18 protein-coding genes are annotated in these 14,947 nt (G+C 36.9%); 16 read left to right on the forward strand and 2 right to left on the reverse strand.

All coding sequences use genetic code 11. The features are described 5' to 3' along the window. Window positions 1-202: 202 nt before the first annotated feature. The 3 genes from HF876_RS17595 (at window position 203) to HF876_RS17605 (ending at window position 3,958) form a co-directional block, all read left to right on the forward strand. Window positions 203-562 carry an ArsR/SmtB family transcription factor gene (locus HF876_RS17595; RefSeq protein WP_169361360.1) on the forward strand — a complete coding sequence of 120 codons (360 nt, stop codon included), beginning with the start codon at window positions 203-205 and terminating at the stop codon, window positions 560-562. Next, a complete protein-coding gene (locus HF876_RS17600) occupies window positions 559-2,685 on the forward strand; it encodes a heavy metal translocating P-type ATPase (RefSeq protein ID WP_169361361.1) in 2,127 nt (708 codons plus the stop codon). The genes HF876_RS17595 and HF876_RS17600 overlap by 4 nt, the downstream gene beginning before the upstream one ends. Window positions 2,686-2,848: 163 nt before the next feature. Further along, window positions 2,849-3,958 carry a GNAT family N-acetyltransferase gene (locus HF876_RS17605; protein WP_169361362.1) on the forward strand — a complete coding sequence of 370 codons (1,110 nt, stop codon included), beginning with the start codon at window positions 2,849-2,851 and terminating at the stop codon, window positions 3,956-3,958. A gap of 27 nt (window positions 3,959-3,985) precedes the next feature. On the opposite strand, the gene HF876_RS17610 is transcribed toward HF876_RS17605, so the two are convergent. After that, complete coding sequence (locus HF876_RS17610; protein ID WP_169361363.1) at window positions 3,986-4,141, reverse strand: lmo0937 family membrane protein; 156 nt, start codon at window positions 4,139-4,141, stop codon at window positions 3,986-3,988. Window positions 4,142-4,257: 116 nt separating this feature from the next. On the opposite strand from HF876_RS17610, the gene HF876_RS17615 reads away from it, so the two are divergent. From HF876_RS17615 to HF876_RS17645, 7 genes are all read left to right on the forward strand, one after another. Next, entirely contained in the window at window positions 4,258-4,524 is a 267-nt protein-coding gene (locus tag HF876_RS17615; RefSeq protein WP_340881746.1) for a late competence development ComFB family protein, read from the forward strand. A gap of 382 nt (window positions 4,525-4,906) precedes the next feature. Next, window positions 4,907-5,326 (forward strand): transcriptional regulator MntR, encoded by a 420-nt coding sequence (gene mntR, locus HF876_RS17620; RefSeq protein WP_169361364.1) that lies wholly within the window; start codon window positions 4,907-4,909, stop codon window positions 5,324-5,326. A gap of 241 nt (window positions 5,327-5,567) precedes the next feature. Next, complete coding sequence (locus HF876_RS17625) at window positions 5,568-6,428, forward strand: CvfB family protein (protein ID WP_169361365.1); 861 nt, start codon at window positions 5,568-5,570, stop codon at window positions 6,426-6,428. Between the two features lie 103 nt (window positions 6,429-6,531). Further along, entirely contained in the window at window positions 6,532-7,449 is a 918-nt protein-coding gene (locus tag HF876_RS17630; protein ID WP_169361366.1) for a DUF1002 domain-containing protein, read from the forward strand. Window positions 7,450-7,699: 250 nt separating this feature from the next. Beyond that, the gene (locus tag HF876_RS17635; protein WP_169361367.1) at window positions 7,700-8,668 is read left to right on the forward strand and encodes a ring-cleaving dioxygenase; all 969 of its coding nucleotides are present in this window, start codon (window positions 7,700-7,702) and stop codon (window positions 8,666-8,668) included. Window positions 8,669-8,678: 10 nt separating this feature from the next. Continuing rightward, on the forward strand, window positions 8,679-8,984 hold the full coding sequence (locus HF876_RS17640; RefSeq protein ID WP_251553354.1) for a GNAT family N-acetyltransferase: 306 nt from the start codon (window positions 8,679-8,681) through the stop codon (window positions 8,982-8,984). Window positions 8,985-9,300: 316 nt separating this feature from the next. After that, window positions 9,301-9,768: a DUF4064 domain-containing protein gene (locus HF876_RS17645; protein ID WP_205964167.1), complete on the forward strand. Its 468-nt coding sequence runs from the start codon at window positions 9,301-9,303 to the stop codon at window positions 9,766-9,768. Between the two features lie 12 nt (window positions 9,769-9,780). Here the strand turns inward: HF876_RS17645 and HF876_RS17650 are convergent, their stop codons facing one another. Next, entirely contained in the window at window positions 9,781-10,272 is a 492-nt protein-coding gene (locus HF876_RS17650) for a GNAT family N-acetyltransferase (RefSeq protein ID WP_169361369.1), read from the reverse strand. Between the two features lie 107 nt (window positions 10,273-10,379). Between HF876_RS17650 and HF876_RS17655 the strand changes: the two genes are divergently transcribed. The 6 genes from HF876_RS17655 (at window position 10,380) to HF876_RS17680 (ending at window position 14,850) form a co-directional block, all read left to right on the forward strand. Beyond that, on the forward strand, window positions 10,380-10,826 hold the full coding sequence (locus HF876_RS17655) for a GNAT family N-acetyltransferase (protein WP_169361370.1): 447 nt from the start codon (window positions 10,380-10,382) through the stop codon (window positions 10,824-10,826). 62 nt (window positions 10,827-10,888) lie between these two features. Next, window positions 10,889-11,206 carry a hypothetical protein gene (locus tag HF876_RS17660; protein ID WP_169361371.1) on the forward strand — a complete coding sequence of 106 codons (318 nt, stop codon included), beginning with the start codon at window positions 10,889-10,891 and terminating at the stop codon, window positions 11,204-11,206. Between the two features lie 255 nt (window positions 11,207-11,461). After that, the gene (locus HF876_RS17665) at window positions 11,462-12,361 is read left to right on the forward strand and encodes a diacylglycerol/lipid kinase family protein (protein ID WP_169361372.1); all 900 of its coding nucleotides are present in this window, start codon (window positions 11,462-11,464) and stop codon (window positions 12,359-12,361) included. A gap of 103 nt (window positions 12,362-12,464) precedes the next feature. Next, the gene (locus HF876_RS17670) at window positions 12,465-13,256 is read left to right on the forward strand and encodes an AraC family transcriptional regulator (protein WP_169361373.1); all 792 of its coding nucleotides are present in this window, start codon (window positions 12,465-12,467) and stop codon (window positions 13,254-13,256) included. Between the two features lie 78 nt (window positions 13,257-13,334). Continuing rightward, on the forward strand, window positions 13,335-14,102 hold the full coding sequence (yidC, locus tag HF876_RS17675) for a membrane protein insertase YidC (protein ID WP_169361374.1): 768 nt from the start codon (window positions 13,335-13,337) through the stop codon (window positions 14,100-14,102). A gap of 502 nt (window positions 14,103-14,604) precedes the next feature. Continuing rightward, window positions 14,605-14,850 (forward strand): hypothetical protein, encoded by a 246-nt coding sequence (locus HF876_RS17680; RefSeq protein WP_169361375.1) that lies wholly within the window; start codon window positions 14,605-14,607, stop codon window positions 14,848-14,850. Window positions 14,851-14,947: the final 97 nt, after the last annotated feature.

Here is a 14,947-nt window from a genome sequence, read left to right on the forward strand (position 1 = left end):
AAATGGATAAAAGCTCCGGTGGCTGAGGAACTGCCTCCTCGCTTTTTTCCATTTGCCTGTCGGGGCAGGGATAGGCGCCTGCGCTTTTCTTGTAACAAAACATTTATTCATTCAAATATATATTTGAATGATGGTTGATTTAAGAATTATCCGAACATATAATAGAGGAACAATCAAACAACTATTTGAATGAGGTGCTCAAATGCAGTCTAATGATGTATGTGAAGTAACAAAAGTTAATGAAACAATAGTAGAAGAGGTAAAACAACAGATTCCAGATTTAACAAAGTTAGTCTTGCTCTTTAAGGCATTAGCGGACGAAACAAGGCTTAAAATTGCCTATGCCTTAACGGTTGAAGAGGAGTTATGTGTTTGTGACGTAAGCGAAATAATTGGCTCATCAGTGGCAACTGCATCCCATCATCTTCGTTTTCTTAAGGACTTGTCTTTAGCGAAGTCTCGACGTAAGGGAAAACTCGTTTATTACTCTTTAGCAGATGATCATGTTAATGAGCTTGTTAAGATTGCATATGAGCATTCTATAGAAGAGGTGGGAACATGAATAACGTAGAAAAAAAGGAATATCGTTTAGAAAACTTATCCTGCGCCAATTGTGCGAGGAAGTTTGAAAATAATATAAAAAGTCTTCCAACTGTACAGGAAGCAACCGTTAACTTTGGAGCAGCTAAAGTTTCTGTCATAGGCGACGTAACTGTCGAGGAAATAGAAAAGGCTGGTGCATTTGATGGCATCAAGGTTTTACCTGTTTCGCAACGGAAAATAGAAAAGACCCCGTTTTTAAAACGTAAAGAGAATGTTGTAACATTGATATCTTTAATTTTTTTAATAGGAGGAGTCATTGCTTCTTTTGTTTATGAGGAATCTCATCCTGTAGCTCTTTCCTTATTTGTATTATCCATCGCAATCGGTGGATTTGACCTATTTAAGGGAGGGTTTATCAACTTAACCCGCTTTTACTTCGATATGAAGACACTAATGACAATTGCAATAATTGGTGCTGCCATCATTGGGGAATGGCGCGAGGGAGCGGTTGTTGTCTTCTTGTTTGCGTTAAGTGAAGCTTTAGAGGCATATTCCATGAATAAGGCTAGGCAATCGATTAGTGAATTAATGGATATCGCTCCACCGACAGCAATTGTACGTCGGAACAATGAGTTAATCGAATTAGATACCGAGTTTATACAAATTGGTGATGTGCTAATCGTGAAGCCCGGACAAAAAATTGCAATGGACGGGATTGTATTAAAAGGAAGCTCAACAGTAAACCAGGCATCCATTACTGGGGAATCTGTTCCTGTAGTCAAAACAAAAGGGGAAGATGTTTTTGCAGGTACGCTAAATGAAGAGGGCTCATTAGAAATCGAAGTAACGAAACGTGTAGAAGATACTACCATAGCCAAAATTATTCATTTAGTGGAAGAAGCGCAAGCAGAAAAAGCTCCTTCTCAACGTTTTGTAGATAAGTTTGCAAAGTACTACACCCCTGCGATAATTGGTATCGCATTTTTGGTGGCGATTATTCCTCCACTTTTAGGTGGCGACTGGAAGCTGTGGATTTACCAAGGTCTTGCTGTTTTAGTTGTAGGCTGTCCTTGTGCCTTAGTAGTATCAACGCCAGTCGCAATAGTTACAGCGATTGGAAATGCGGCAAAGCATGGCGTGTTGATCAAGGGTGGGGTTCACTTAGAGGAGATTGGACGAATCGAGGCAATTGCATTCGATAAAACAGGTACTCTTACGAAAGGCTATCCAGAAGTAACATATGTGGAAGCAGCCTCTTCAAAGGATTTTATCCAAAATATAATGTCTATTGAAGCGTACTCTCAACACCCACTAGCTAAGGCCATTGTGGAGTATGGTGCTAATAACACTATCCATCCAATTGAAGTGGACGAATTTAAATCGCTAACAGGGAAAGGTGCCGAAGCAGTCGTAAATGGTATAAAATGGTCAGTAGGTAGCGTTGCTTGGATAAAAACGATAAGTTTAATTTCAGTGGATGTTCTCCGAAAGGTTGAGAAACTTCAAATGGAAGGAAATACGGTAATCCTTGCAACAGAGGAAGGGACTTATAGAGGCTTCGTTGCCATTGCAGACCCAATACGTTCTACCAGCAGTAAGGTGTTACAAGATTTAAAGGATATTGGGATAAAGCATACTGTTATGCTAACTGGTGACGATCCAAATACGGCAAATGCTATTGCTGCTCAACTGGGTATAACCGATGTGAATGCAGGGTTAATGCCTGATCAAAAACTAATGGCTATTGAGAGATTAAAAGAAAAGTATGGAGCAGTTGCTATGATTGGAGATGGAGTAAATGATTCCCCTGCACTAGCCGCTGCCAATGTCGGCATAGCTATGGGTGGAGCAGGAACGGACGCTGCGTTGGAAACGGCGGACGTTGCGTTAATGGCCGATGACTTAGAAAAATTACCTTATACTATTAGCTTGAGTAGAAAAGCATTGCATATTATTAAAGAAAATATTATGTTTGCATTAGGGTTAAAGATTATAGCTCTTCTTCTTATTATTCCTGGTTGGTTAACGCTATGGATTGCCATATTTGCAGATATGGGGGCTACATTGCTAGTAGTCTTAAACTCTTTACGATTATTAAATAAGTTTAGCAATGGAAAAGAGCTTGAAGAAGCAAAGAAGTAAATAAGACAGTACAAATAGGCTCTTTGGTGCTCGCTTATCGCTCACTCATGCGGAAAGCGTCCACCGAGGCCGAAAGTCAATTCTACTTTATTTTTTAAAACATATAAATTTCATTTTTTAAAAGAGGACGAGATATATTATTACTAGGTTTGGAGGGTTATCAATGAAGCTTACAGAATGGACGATGGAAGAGCAAGAGCAACTGATACATTTTATGACAACAAACACATGGCCATATCATGGGAATTCTCATCCTGTACGAGAGTTGATTGAAAAGACAATTGAAGAGGGTGGATATCAATCTGATGAAGTAAAAACTTTTTGGGTGGAGAACGATCAAGATGAAAAAGTTGGAATTGTAAAAATCTATGATTTACAGGATGAAATTCCTCTCTTTGACTTAAGAATAGCGGATGAAGCCAGAGGAAGAGGATATGGGCCACTTGCTTTAAAAAAGATTACTGAATATGTATTTAATCTTCCAGAAGGGAAAATTCGCTTAGAGGGTCATACGCGCCAAGACAACTTTGCTATGAGAAAAACGTTTGAGCGCGCAGGCTTTGTTAAAGAAGCACAGCTGCGTCAGGCATGGTTTTCACCTAAAGAAGGATCGTACTATGATGCAGTTACATACGGAATGACGAGAGACGATTTTATAAAAGGAACTTCGACTCCAGTAAAGTGGGACGATGACTTTCATATTATCGAAAAGGTAAAAGAAGAATTGGTCTTCCCAGAAGAATTTTATACGGAAAGATTAATCATCCGAGCACCTAAAGTCGCGGATGCAGAGGCAGTTCAAAAAGCAGTGCTAGCTTCCCAGCATGCATTAAAGGACTGGATGCCTTGGGCGCAAGAAAAGGAGTCGCTTGAGCAAAGAGTTCAAAATCTTCGACAGGCAGTAGCAGATTTTATCACTCGCAAGGATCTTCGACTGCATTTGTTTTTAAAGGAAACAGGAGAATTCGTCGGGTGTTCTGGACTTCACCGAATTGATTGGGATGTTAGAAAGTTTGAGATTGGCTATTGGATTGATAGTAAATTTGAAGGTAAGGGCTTGATGACTGAAGCAGTTGAACGTATTACTAAGTTTGCCTTTGAGGAGTTAAAAGCTAATCGAGTTGAAATCCGTTGTGATAGTGAAAATGTAAGAAGTCGTTCAGTTGCGGAAAGATTAAATTACACACTAGAAGGGACTCTTCACCATGATTCCTTATCTGCTGATGGTAAGAGATTAAGAGATACTTGTATTTATGCAAAGACAAAAAGATAAGGGGTTGCCTAATGGCAACCCCTTTTGTCAGACGGCTCGTCTACCAGTGACAAGTTGAATTACGAAAATAATACCTGCAATAATTAACAGCGTATGGATTAATCCTCCGCCAAAGTCTAAAAGTAGGCCTAACAACCATAGTACAATAAGTACTACGACAATGCCCCATAAAATTCTACCCATTATAAGTCATCCTTTCTTCTTAAAATTATTAATACGTGTTATTATTAATTAGATACCCCGGGGTATTACAGGTTAAACATAAATAATAATTTTTGAATAATGAAAGAAGGATAGAATTGTTAACAAACGTTATGGAAGAAATCGTTCAGAGCCTTGTGAGAGTATTGATGAGAGGGTCAGAATATCAAACGTTTTGTAAGTGTCCTCAATGTGAATTAGACATTATTGCATTAAGCTTAAATACACTTCCGACCCATTATGTAACGACCGAAAAAGGGAGAAAGGCTGTTTTTGAACGGATGAATACATTAGAAAACTTAGAGTGGATTAATAAACGAATTATCCATTCTATTCATGTTGTTGGAAAATATCCTCATAGATAAAAAGAGCCTTGTCTTACGATAAGGTTCTTTTATACTTTAGTGCGAGGATTGAGTTATTCTATGTGAGAGTATAATAAAAGAAGTGAACTAGTTATACTAACGGTAGTAATTTTATTTACTTAAAAGCTATTCTAAAGTTATTGGTTGATTTTAACTAAACATTTCTTTTAAATCCGACTGTAATCCAGACGGCGACTCACCCCGTGAAAAAGCGTCCGGTTGGCGCGGAAATCAATTCTACTTGCCTTGCCGATTTAGTGCACATCATAAATCAATCCTAGCCTTTAACATAGCCTACTTAAAAAGGTAAGAACCTAACTTAAATTGAGAAGGCCAGCCTATTGTAGTAAAATAAGTAAGAACGGATGAAAGGAAGATTAATATGCCAACACCAAGCATGGAAGACCATATAGAACAAATTTATATACTTATTGAACAGAAGGGTTATGCTCGTGTGTCTGACATTGCAGAAGCATTATCAGTACTGCCATCTTCAGTAACCAAAATGGTTCAGAAATTAGATAAAGATGGGTTTTTAATATATGAAAAATATCGTGGACTTACTCTAACAAACAAAGGGATGAAGCTAGGGAAAAAGCTAGTAAAGCGTCATGAATTGTTAGAGGATTTTTTACGTTTAATCGGTGTAGAAGAAGAAAATATTTATGCAGATGTGGAAGGAATCGAACATCATTTAAGCTGGAACTCTATAGACCGGATTTCAGACTTAGTTCTTATATTAGAAGATGATACTTCTATTCAAACAAAGCTACTAGAGCTAAGAAGAGACTTAAACGACTAAATGTAATGACTATAAAAGTTTATCTTGCAATTGAATAGGTTATAAGGGAATTAAGAAAAGGTACATAAACTCACAACTTAAGCGAATTCAAATTATATATTTGGAAAAGAATATAAGTAAGCTACACTAAATCTCCTTGAACTAGGAGAACAATCTAATTTTACGGAATTAACATAACTATAGATTTATAAATAGTAGGTAAAGACCAACTAAAAGTATGGTCAGAAGGAGAGCGGTAACTTTGACAGAATTATTATCAGGTGAAATTTTAAAATTACAAGTAAAATCCAAGGAAGGATCCAAATGGATTCTTCAGCATAAAGACACGGAAATAGCTTTAAATGCTTCGGAGGCGCCAGAAGAACTAAAAGAGGATGACACACTTGAAGTTTTTCTATTTGTGGATAGAAGAGGTAATCTATCTGCAACTACTCAGCTACCTTCCATTCAAAAAGGAACATATGGCTGGGCAAGAGTGATTAAGGTTTCAGAAAAAGAAGGTGCATTCGTCGATATTGGTACTTCAAAAGAGGTGCAGGTAAAGGCGGAGGATCTACCTAAGATAAAAGAGTTATGGCCTGCTCAAGGAGATCATCTCTATATGACCCTACGAACGGATAGAGAAGGGGAGCTTTTTGGTCGATTGGCAACAGAGGACCGAGTAGAGGAGTTGTACATCGATGCGCCAACAACTCTTTTAAATAGCAACCTGCAAGCTAGACCATATCGACTCCTACCTGTAGGCACATTTTTGCTAAGTGTCCCGGAAAACTATCGCGTTTTTGTTCATGAATCTGAACGTGTAGAAGAACCAAGATTAGGACAAGACCTAACTGTTCGTATCATAGATACTAAGGACGATGGCTCGCTAAATGGATCATTATTGCCTAGAAAGCATGAACGTTTGGGTGACGATGCGGAGTCAATCTACCGTTATTTAAATGATGTTGGTGGTAAGATGCCATTTACGGATAAATCATCACCTGAGGAAATTAAAGAAATGTTTTCGATGAGTAAGGCAGCCTTTAAACGTGCCCTAGGTAAACTAATGAAAGAAAAGAAAATTATTCAACAGGACGGTTGGACTGAATTGAAGCAATAGGATTAGATAATAAGGAGGAAAAAGCATCGATAATTATCGGAACTTTTTACTCCTTTTTACGTACTAATGATAGTACCAACCAAGAGAAAGGGGTTTTAGGGGAATGAAAAAAATGGTACAAGTATGGTTAGCTATTTTTCTTGTTGTAGGAGTTTTAGCCAATTCCAATGTAGCGTTGGCAGATACAAATGGAGAAACAGGAACCGAAGTAGTCAATGAAAAATTTGGTGCACCGATTGTTGTATACGGAGGTAACCTGACTGACGACCAAAAGAAAAGTGTAAGAGAAAGCTTGAAAATTACAGATAAATCAGATGTACAAGAAATTGTTGTGACAGGAAAAGATTTAGCCACCTATTTAAAAGATGGTGATGCCTCAGCAAGAATGTTTTCATCTGCAAAAATAACTAGAAAAGATTCAGGTTCGGGTCTTGTTATTAACATAGTGACACCTGATGACATTACAGAAGTAACTGCTGATATGTATGCCAATGCAATGCTTACAGCAGGAATTGAGGATGCGGTCGTAGATATTGCAGCTCCAAAGCCGGTAACAGGACATTCAGCTCTAGTTGGTATTTATAAAGCCTATGAAGTTACTGGGGGAGAGCTTGACCCAGAACGGACAGATGTAGCAAATGAAGAGTTATCAGTGGCAACGATTCTTTCTAAGGATGCTGGAGTAAACGAAGAAGAGGTTACAGAGCTTTTAACAGAAATTAAAAAGCAAATTGCTGAACAAAACCCTGCCTCTCGTGAAGAAGTAGAGAAAATAGTTTCGGAACAGCTTTCCAAATTGAAGATTGAGCTATCAGATAAAGATCGCCAATTGTTAATTGACCTGATGGACCGTATACGTCAGTTGGACATCGATTTTAGTAAATGGTCAGATCAGTTAAATGACTTTAGTAAAACTATTGAAGAGAAGTTTAATCAAATAAAAGATAACGAAGGATTTTGGCAAAGTGTAAAAGACTTTTTCAATAATCTAATCGATTCTATTCGTTCTGTTTTTAGTTAAATGGAACCCTAGTAGTCGCCGGCTCCTCTCTAAACAATGAGAATAGAGAAATTTTTAATTAGAAATTAGTTGCCTTTAAAAGAATGAAAGACGTGAAATCAAGCTGTTGCTGATTTCACGTCTTTTAATTTATCTATTAGTTAGTCCGATTCTCTTACTATAAATAAGTTGGAAATTTGCATTAAAAAATTGTATTTGATAAAATAGGTATAATAAATATCTCGAATTCGAGATAAATGGAGGTTGTCATATGAAATTGGCTGGAATTCACCATGTTTCTGCTATAAGCGCCGATATAAGTAAAAATCATGATTTTTTTACAAGAATATTGGGGATGCGTTTAGTTAAAAAAAGTGTAAACCAGGATAATCCGTCATCGTATCATTTGTTTTATGCTGATGCAGTAGGGACTCCTGGAACGGATATGACGTATTTTGACATACCAATGGCAGGAAGAACATATCCTGGAGTGTCAAGCATTAGTAACACGGGGCTACGTGTAAAAAGTGAGGCAGCTTTGCAATTTTGGAAAAAGAGATTACATGATCTTGAAGTTCCTCATGATGAAATTTCCGAAATGTTCGGTAGAAAAACTCTATATTTTGAGGATTTTGAAGGATCAAGGATGAGACTAGTTGTAGATGACGGCAATGGAATTCCATTTGGGGAGCCATGGATAAAGGACGAGATAAGTGGAGAAAATGCTATAGTAGGCTTAGGTCCGGTTACACTTACTTTAAAAAATCCAGAGCCTACAAAGAAAGTTTTAGAGCAAGTATTAGGATTCACTTTAATTGGTTCTTACCGCTCTGCTATTACCGATGCACCTGATATTCAAGTGTACTCTGTAGGAAAAGGTGGCCCAGCAGGAGAAGTTCATATTGAAACAAGAGAAGATTTACCAAGAGAGAGACCAGGAAGAGGGAGTGTTCATCATGTGGCATTTCGTATTCCTCATATGGATGATTACCCTAAATGGGAAGAACTCCTTCGAGCAAAAGGCTATACAACTTCGGGCCTTGTAGATCGGCATTATTTTAAAGCGATCTATTTTAGAGAGCCTAACGGAATCTTATTTGAGCTTTCTACAGATGAACCTGGATTTGATACAGATGAAAAGTTGGAAACGCTAGGTGAAACTTTGGCTTTACCTCCTTTTTTAGAGCAACGACGTACAGAAATTGAGGCAAAGTTACGTCCGTTGTCAATTAATAAATAGTTGTGTTAAGATTCATAAAAAGGAGTGTGTGATAATGGATTTTCAATATAAAGAACTTGGCAATGATGTATTTGCCTATCAAGTAATAGAAGATGGGGAAAGACTTGGTGAAATTACGTGGACCCTGCTAGGAGACGTGATGGTTATGGACCATACTTTCGTTTCAAGTAAGCTTAGAGGCCAAGGAATTGCAAAAAAACTATTAGACAACGCCGCTTCCTATGCACGAGAAAACGATTTGAAAATGGAGCCTGTTTGCTCATACGTAGTAGATGCATTCGCTAAATCTGATGAATACGACGACTTAAAGGCATAATAAAAGGCAATCCTCTTTAACTTAGTTTAAAGTGGATTGCCTTTTACGTTTTCACAATTAAATGGAAGTGAATAGAACTAGAATACCAGTTAATGCGGATGCACCTGCCAATGTATATAAGAAGTCTGTTTGATTAAAGATCAATTTCTTTTCCATGTTAATCTTCCTTTCTATTTGGTGTTAATAATAAAATACCCGTTTTTAGTAGAGTGAAACAGGTTTATTAAAAATAACTCAGGGAAATTGATGATTAATGAAACTTTTTTAATTTACTTTCGTACAATAGCTATGTCAATTAATAATAGGGGGTAGGAAAATGATATCAAGAACAGGAGAAGTAGTATTAGGAATTATCGGAGCAGTTTTTAATGTAATTGCAATCATACTAGTTTCTTTACTTGTCATTAACGGCAGTACAGCACTACAAGATGAGGAATTTTCAACTATCATGGAACAAGAAATGCTTAATGATCCGCAACTAACTGCAGAAGAAGCAGAACAAGCTTTAGGTTTTGTTGAAGTATTTGTAGACTTATTTGGGGTTATTGGCTGGGCAGCTGTTGTTGCATTCGTAATCAGTTTAATCTTTAACATTTTAGGAATTGTATTTGTTTCTAAAAACAAAAAACCAAAGCTAGCAGGTATCATGTTCATTCTAGGTGGAATTTTTGCAGGAATTATTTCCTTAACATCTATCATTTTATATGTAGCTGCAATCATGTGTTTCGTTAGAAAATCACCAGTTAAATTTGAAGACGAATATACTACGGAACAAACATACTAAAAAAACACCGGCTTAATAAGCCGGTGTTTTTAATGGAAATAAATATTTAGCGGTAGACAATGGGTGGCCTTCAAAGTATTCATCAAACTCTTCGAGACATTCAAAGCCATAGTGTTCGTAAAAAATACGAGCACGTTCATTCTTACTTTCTACATAAACAAATAATTGTTTTCCAATAGACATATGGTTAACGCCAGCTTCTAATAGCTTCCTACCGTACCCCATTTTTTGAAACTCTGGAAGTACGTAAATAGCTGTAAGCTCAGCATCACCATCTTCGTCCACATAAGTAAAATTAGCAAAGCCTATAGCCTCACCTTTATATTCAGCAATCAAAAAAATTGTTTTTTCTATACGTTTGGCTATCATCATTGGAGAATAAGCTTTTTCTAAAAATAGTTTCTGAATGTTTTCTGGTATTATATCTTTATAAGTATCATTCCAACTGACCTGTGCGATCTGTTGTATAGTAGGAATATCATTTAACGTAGTCGCCCTTATCATTTGAAACACCTCTTTTAGCTTTTTGTAATCATAACAAAATATCGATCAATCTTCTATACGTAATAACAAAATAATTGAAAATAAACATTTTTACATAGGAGGCAAACATGTCCTGGGAGTTAAAGAAATTTAGTGAATTAGATACGCATAATCTTTACGAAATACTAAAACTTCGAGTAGAGGTTTTTGTTGTTGAGCAAAACTGTCCATATCCAGAACTAGACGACTGTGATCAACAAGCTCTTCATCTTTATCTTAAAGAAAATAACGAAATTCTTGCTTATTGTCGTATTCTACCTGCAGGTCTCAAGTATGACGATTGCTCAATTGGAAGGGTAATTGTTAGGGAACAGGCAAGAGGAAAAGGTTACGCACGGGTGCTTATGCAAAAAGCTATAAACATAATTGAAACTTCTTGGAACGTTCCGTGTATAAAGCTATGCGCTCAAAGTCACTTACAACATTTTTATCAGTCCGTCGGCTTCGAAACAATTAGTGATGAATTTGATGAGGATGGTATACCTCATGTCTATATGATTAGGTCAAAAAATTAATAAGTGTTATATTGTCCTTATTAGGGTATACAAATCTTATAAATATATAGGAGGTAATAAATATGGCGAAAAATAGATCACTCTTATTGGCGGGACTTGCAGCTGGGGCTTATGCCTATTTCAGGAAAAAAGAAAATCGTGACAAGGCAATGGAAGCATTTAATAATACGAAAGATAAAGTAAATTCTTTCATGGAAGCTCAAAAGCAAGGTGCGAGTGAGGAAGAAACAGGAAATCCTAATCCTTACTATGAAGAAGATAATAATATGGTGAATGAGGGAGCCATGACAAGCGTCCAGTATTACAATGAGGAAGAAGCTGAAGCTACTCCAAACTCAGTTTCTGACAAGGATATAAAACCAGAAGACAATAAACTTTAAAAAAAGGTGCCTAATAGGTGCCTTTTTTATTTTACATATATAGATATTACTGTATAATTTCTAAAAAATACCTTTAAAATTAATATGGTGAATAATGGTACTTAGGCTCTATCTGATTTCTCCTCAAAGGAATTTCTCATTTCTATATTGTTCCTTTGGTTGAATTAGCATTTATCTATCACTGTCGCAGTTTCAAGATAGGATATTTAGGGTACGAAAGAGAAACGAGTATATTTTAAAGGAGGAAGCAAAAAAATGAAAAGGGCAATGTTAATTTATAATCCTTCTGCTGGGCGAGAAGAAGCAAAACAATTTAAAGATAGAGCAATTGAAGTATTAACGAATTTAGGTTTTGATGTGACGGTAAAAGAAACACAAAAACAGGATGATGCTACACATTTTGCGGAAATGGCTTGTACTGAAAAAATGGACTTTTTGTTAGCCATGGGTGGAGACGGAACGATAAGCGAGGTAGTGAATGGTCTTGCTGAACGAGAAGACCGACCTTTATTCTCTTTTGTCCCCCTCGGTACAGTGAATGATTTTGCAAGGGCTCTTGGCATTCCGCTTGAACCAGACATTGCAATAGAAGCACTTAAGATGACCAATACGGAACAAGTTGACGTAGGAAGAATCGGTGATAAGTACTTTGTTAATGTAGTGGCAATAGGGGATATTGCTAGTAGTGTGGCAGATACTCCTGTGGAACAAAAAACGAGGTATGGTTCTATGGCATACTTAATGGCTGGGGCAAAGGCAATCATCTCCAATGAAGAGGTAGAGATGACAATTACCCATGATCACGGTTCATGGAAAGGGACATCTATATTAGTTTTAGTTGCCCTAACCAATTCTGTAGGTGGATTTGAGAACTTGGTTAAATCTGCTAAAATTGATGATGGGAAAATGCATGTCTTTATCATAAAACAAGCAGGATTAGCGGCAATCGCGCGCATGGGAACAAAAGTAATGCTAGGAACACTAGGGAAGGATGAGGGAGTAGAGACTTTTACTACCGAGAAGCTCCGAATAGAATCGAATCGCCCATTATTTTGCAACGTAGATGGTGATCAAGGAGACTGTACTCCTCTTGATATACACATTCTTCCTAGGCATTTGGAAATGCTTTTACCTAAAAAAACAGAAAGCAATTAAAAGTCTAGTTTTTTACTATAAAATGTTATAAAATGATTCTACATCCCTATTTAATAGATAGGTACAAATGGACTATAAATTTGACTGGAAAGATGAGGTACTTATGGATAATACAGAAAAAATATTCTTAGATTACTTCACAAAAGCCTATGCCAAAGAAATGGGTATTACTAATAGAGTAGAAGGTCTTGATAAATTTTTTGAATTAGAAAAGAAACTATTCTTAGATATGTATTCTTTTGAAATTGAGAGAGCGAAAAAGGTATTAAGAGAAATCATTGACTTAATTATCGCTACTAATAACAAGCAAATGATTCAAAATGTAAAGTACTATTACATACAATTATCCGCTGTAATGGCTAGAAAGTTGTATGAGAGCCAGGTTCCGCTTGATAAGGTAATGGCCTTTAATAATGCTAGCGTGGAAATTATAGATACGAAGATGAGTGATGCACAGTTTTTGCAGTGTGCAGATGAGTTAGTAGAATTCTTTGTCATGGTAATTACAGAGAGGAAAAAACCTTCCTTTGGGCACCAGACAGTAAATAAGGTAATTCTTTATATTAATGATGAAATTGAAACAAATCTAACAGTAGAAGATATCGCCAAGCAATTTAATATTAGTACTAGTCATCTTTCTAGAATTTTTAGGGAACATACTGGAGTAACGCTGGTAGAATACTTAAATATTAGAAAGGTAGAAGAGTGCCAATACTTTTTACGCCATACAAACAAATCAATATCAGAAATCTCTAATTCATTCCACTTTTGTAATCAGAGTTATTTCACGCGTATTTTCAAAAAATACACGAGTCTTACTCCTAAGCAGTTTAGAGATCATCAAGAACATCCTAATTTTAAGTATAATTTTCCAAAAGAGCCCAAAACTTATTAAAGGTTTGTTTAAGTAATATTTGAAAAATAGCTTCATAGAGGGTATACTCGATATAGTTTGAAAAATGAAGGTGAAGCGATGAAGAAGAAAATCAGTTTATTCACTATCCTTATTTTTGCAACAGTCCTACTAAGTGGCTGTTCAGGAATAGAAAACAAAGAAGGCACTTTTTACAATATATTTGTTCGACCTTTTGAGTTTTTAATTGAATTTTTTGGAGACATTTTTAACGGTAGTTACGGGATGGCAATCATTGCTATTACTATTCTTATTCGTTTAGCCTTAATGCCCTTGATGCTTAAAAATTATAAGAATCAACAAGGTATGAAAGAAAAAATGGACAAGCTCAAACCAGAGATGGATGAGATCCAAAAGAAGTTAAAAGAAACAAAATCAAAAGAAGAACAAATGGTACTACAACAAGAAATGATGGGCTTATACCGCAAGCATAATGTGAATCCATTAAATATGGGTTGCTTACCAATGTTGATTCAGATGCCAATTGTTATGGGATTATATTTTGCAATCTTATATTCAGCTGATATAAAATCACACGAATTTTTATGGTATAACTTGGGGTCACCTGATATCGCTATGACACTTATTGCTGGGGCTGTATATTTTGCACAAGCAAAAGTTTCTCTATGGACAGTGCCTGAGCAACAGCAACAACAAATGAAGTTGATGGTTTATATTTCACCGATCATGATTATGTTCATCTCGTTCAGTTCTATGGCAGCATTACCGCTATATTGGGCTGTAGGTGGTATCTTGTTAATATTCCAAACATATTTAGGTCGTAAGTTTTATTCGAACCATCCAGAAAAAGCAGAAGAGTCTGTATAATAGAGAGAGGAGCTTTTTGTAAAAAGAGCTTCTTTTTTTAGTGTCTAGCTCCACCGCCTTGCCCCTCGGGGTCAAATGGATAAAAGCTCCGGTGGCTAGGGAGCTGCCTCCTCGCTTTTCTCCATTTGCCTGTCGGGTCAGACATAGGCGGTTTCGCTTTTCTTGTTGTCTAGCTCCACCGCCTTGCCCCTCGGGGTCAAATGGATAAAAGCTCCGGTGGCTGGGGAGCTGCCTCCTCGCTTTCTCCATTTGCCTGTCGGGTCAGACATAGGCGGTTTCGCTTTTCTTATGAAAAAGTTATAATGATTGGGTCAGTGCTTTGCCTGTCGGGTCAGAGACAGACTGCTTGCGCATAAAAAGGTATCCAGCGCAAGCAGCCTTGCCCCTCGGGGTCAAATGGAAAAAAGCTCCGGTGGCTGGGGAACTGCCTCCTCACTTTTCCCCATTTGCCTGTCGGGTCAGAGACAGACTGCTTGCGCATTAAATAAATAGAGGTGTTCGTATGAAAAGAAATTGGATATTTGGTATTTTAATTGTAGCTGTTAGTATTGCTTCTTTAGTATTTATTATAAAAGGAGATATAAATTTAGCTGTTTTGTTTATGACTCTTATCTTTGTCTTAAGTAATGGTTACAGAGCGATTGTATTTAAGGAAAAGGGACATGCTCGAGAGGCGAAATGGATGAAAACAATGGCAATCGTTTTCGCTGTCCTATTTGTACTCGTATTATTTCTAACAATTACCTAAAAAAACGTGAAATCATGTGTATGGACTGCCCCCTGTCAAGTAGACAGTGTAAATAATAAAAATTGAACTAAGCGGCTTGAGCTCTGAATTCTAAAGG

The sequence above is a fragment of the Psychrobacillus sp. BL-248-WT-3 genome, assembly GCF_012843435.1.
Classification (GTDB): domain Bacteria; phylum Bacillota; class Bacilli; order Bacillales_A; family Planococcaceae; genus Psychrobacillus.

Bases quoted from the DNA above. Each gene is read 5' to 3' on its own strand.
- HF876_RS17595 (WP_169361360.1), top strand. From the start codon at position 203: ATGCAGTCTAATGATGTATGTGAAGTAACAAAAGTTAATGAAACAATA.
- HF876_RS17600 (WP_169361361.1), top strand. From the start codon at position 559: ATGAATAACGTAGAAAAAAAGGAATATCGTTTAGAAAACTTATCCTGC.
- HF876_RS17605 (WP_169361362.1), top strand. From the start codon at position 2,849: ATGAAGCTTACAGAATGGACGATGGAAGAGCAAGAGCAACTGATACAT.
- HF876_RS17610 (WP_169361363.1), bottom strand. From the start codon at position 4,141: ATGGGTAGAATTTTATGGGGCATTGTCGTAGTACTTATTGTACTATGG.
- mntR (WP_169361364.1), top strand. From the start codon at position 4,907: ATGCCAACACCAAGCATGGAAGACCATATAGAACAAATTTATATACTT.
- HF876_RS17630 (WP_169361366.1), top strand. From the start codon at position 6,532: ATGAAAAAAATGGTACAAGTATGGTTAGCTATTTTTCTTGTTGTAGGA.
- HF876_RS17635 (WP_169361367.1), top strand. From the start codon at position 7,700: ATGAAATTGGCTGGAATTCACCATGTTTCTGCTATAAGCGCCGATATA.
- HF876_RS17645 (WP_205964167.1), top strand. From the start codon at position 9,301: ATGATATCAAGAACAGGAGAAGTAGTATTAGGAATTATCGGAGCAGTT.
- HF876_RS17650 (WP_169361369.1), bottom strand. From the start codon at position 10,272: ATGATAAGGGCGACTACGTTAAATGATATTCCTACTATACAACAGATC.
- HF876_RS17655 (WP_169361370.1), top strand. From the start codon at position 10,380: ATGTCCTGGGAGTTAAAGAAATTTAGTGAATTAGATACGCATAATCTT.
- HF876_RS17660 (WP_169361371.1), top strand. From the start codon at position 10,889: ATGGCGAAAAATAGATCACTCTTATTGGCGGGACTTGCAGCTGGGGCT.
- HF876_RS17665 (WP_169361372.1), top strand. From the start codon at position 11,462: ATGAAAAGGGCAATGTTAATTTATAATCCTTCTGCTGGGCGAGAAGAA.
- HF876_RS17670 (WP_169361373.1), top strand. From the start codon at position 12,465: ATGGATAATACAGAAAAAATATTCTTAGATTACTTCACAAAAGCCTAT.
- yidC (WP_169361374.1), top strand. From the start codon at position 13,335: ATGAAGAAGAAAATCAGTTTATTCACTATCCTTATTTTTGCAACAGTC.
- HF876_RS17680 (WP_169361375.1), top strand. From the start codon at position 14,605: ATGAAAAGAAATTGGATATTTGGTATTTTAATTGTAGCTGTTAGTATT.